Origin of the sequence: Vibrio sp. 10N.286.52.F8 (assembly GCF_041468745.1) — a bacterium.
Taxonomy (GTDB): domain Bacteria; phylum Pseudomonadota; class Gammaproteobacteria; order Enterobacterales; family Vibrionaceae; genus Vibrio; species Vibrio crassostreae_C.
In genome coordinates this window covers 1-1,509 of the sequence record NZ_JBFRJF010000064.1, presented here as the reverse complement: position 1 = coordinate 1,509, position 1,509 = coordinate 1, and the positions used below count along the sequence as shown (strand labels likewise).

General features: G+C 42.6%; 1 protein-coding gene and 2 tRNA genes. 2 read left to right on the top strand and 1 reads right to left on the bottom strand.

The genetic code is table 11. The features are described from left to right. The first annotated feature begins 54 nt into the window (after nucleotides 1–54). A tRNA-Cys gene (locus AB4133_RS21855) sits at nucleotides 55–128 on the top strand. Between the two features lie 75 nt (nucleotides 129–203). On the opposite strand, the gene AB4133_RS21850 is transcribed toward AB4133_RS21855, so the two are convergent. After that, the gene (locus tag AB4133_RS21850) at nucleotides 204–992 is read right to left on the bottom strand and encodes a lipase family protein (RefSeq protein WP_017064543.1); all 789 of its coding nucleotides are present in this window, start codon (nucleotides 990–992) and stop codon (nucleotides 204–206) included. A gap of 348 nt (nucleotides 993–1,340) precedes the next feature. Between AB4133_RS21850 and AB4133_RS21845 the strand changes: the two genes are divergently transcribed. Further along, nucleotides 1,341–1,427, top strand: a tRNA-Leu gene (locus tag AB4133_RS21845). The last annotated feature ends 82 nt before the right edge of the window (nucleotides 1,428–1,509 follow it).

The following is a 1,509-nucleotide window of genomic DNA, read 5'->3' as shown; positions in this document are numbered from 1 at the left end:
TATTACCTCGCTTGGTATTGATCAAAAGAGTTGTTCTCTTAAAACACTATTGAAGGCGCCTTGGCAGAGTGGCTATGCAGCGGATTGCAAATCCGTGGACCTCGGTTCGACTCCGGGAGGCGCCTCCATAATTCAGAAAAAACCAGTCCTAGTGACTGGTTTTTTCGTTTCTGGCCCCGCTAAAAGCTTCCTACGTACCCATTTCAATGCTTATCAAAGAAATCTTTGTTACGGATATACTTGCTCATCAAGTGGTAAGAGAAAGGTCTTATCAGCCAACTAAAGATAGAGCGACCAAGGCGGATTAATGTAGGAGTGTTCTCATAGATTCGTCCGTTATAAAGCCAAAGCACTTTACCTACATGCCAATAGAGCAAAGGAACCGGTGGCATGAAGGTCACGATGTCGATGTCACAGCAAATTCGGTAGGTCTTCTTACTCATGCGATAGTGCTTTCGAAAGCTCCAATCACCAATGGCGGGTTGGCCAAAAGTCACTATTCGTTTAATACAGCCTGGGTACTTTTGATCAAAGTAATCAGCGAAGACACAACCGATAGCGCCTCCGGAAGAGTGGCCAGTAATAGACACTCTTTTTCCTTGTTCGATGAGAGGTGTGAGCGTGGCTTCCAAGCGCTCAATAACGGTTAAGCCAAGCTTATCTTCATTACGACTTGGCTGGCTCTCTTGAAACATTAGATGGTAGAAACCCGCATGCACACGATAATTGAGCCCAATTCTCTTACAGCTTCTTGTCCATAGAGCAAAGGTTAGTAGCCAATCTGAGATACTGTGCGATCCTTTGATTACCACAACCACTTCATCTTTGTCGCTACTCCACAACACTCTAATCATGGTTTTACCAAACTGGTTCTTGATGATGCGTTGTCCATTAGGGTCAAAACCATAGCGAGTCTGCTTAAAAACTCTAGGGTAGGCGAGGTTACAAAGAACGGCATAGCGCTCATATTGATATCGTTTTAGTGGTTTCACATGTTTACTTCTTAATAAGAGTTACTTCAAACTCTAATCGTTGAATGTGAAAAGCACATGAAAACGCCATTTGCTTGGTTTAAAACAATAAAATCACCGCATTCAATTGGTATTTGAATCAATGGTTGTCAGTGATTTGTCCGTTTAAATTAGAAATCCAAGTATAAGAACCGTACAAGCTGCACTAAATTTATTCTTTTGAGTTCGATAATTAATCACTTGAATTAAAAGATAAAATTTATTGTTGACGAATTTTTTCCTTCCGTTAAAGTACACCTCGTTCTCACGGCTTAGGTCGCTGAGAGATGGTGTTTTACTTTTCAGTAATCGGCCTCGCAAGATTGCGTTGCCCTGGTGGTGGAATTGGTAGACACAAGGGATTTAAAATCCCTCGGCGTTCGCGCTGTGCCGGTTCAAGTCCGGCCCGGGGCACCATCTATCTAGCTTCTACATTTTGAGTAGAGTGATGAACAAAGAGTTGTTCTCTTAAATCACTATTAAGGCGCCTTGGCAGAGT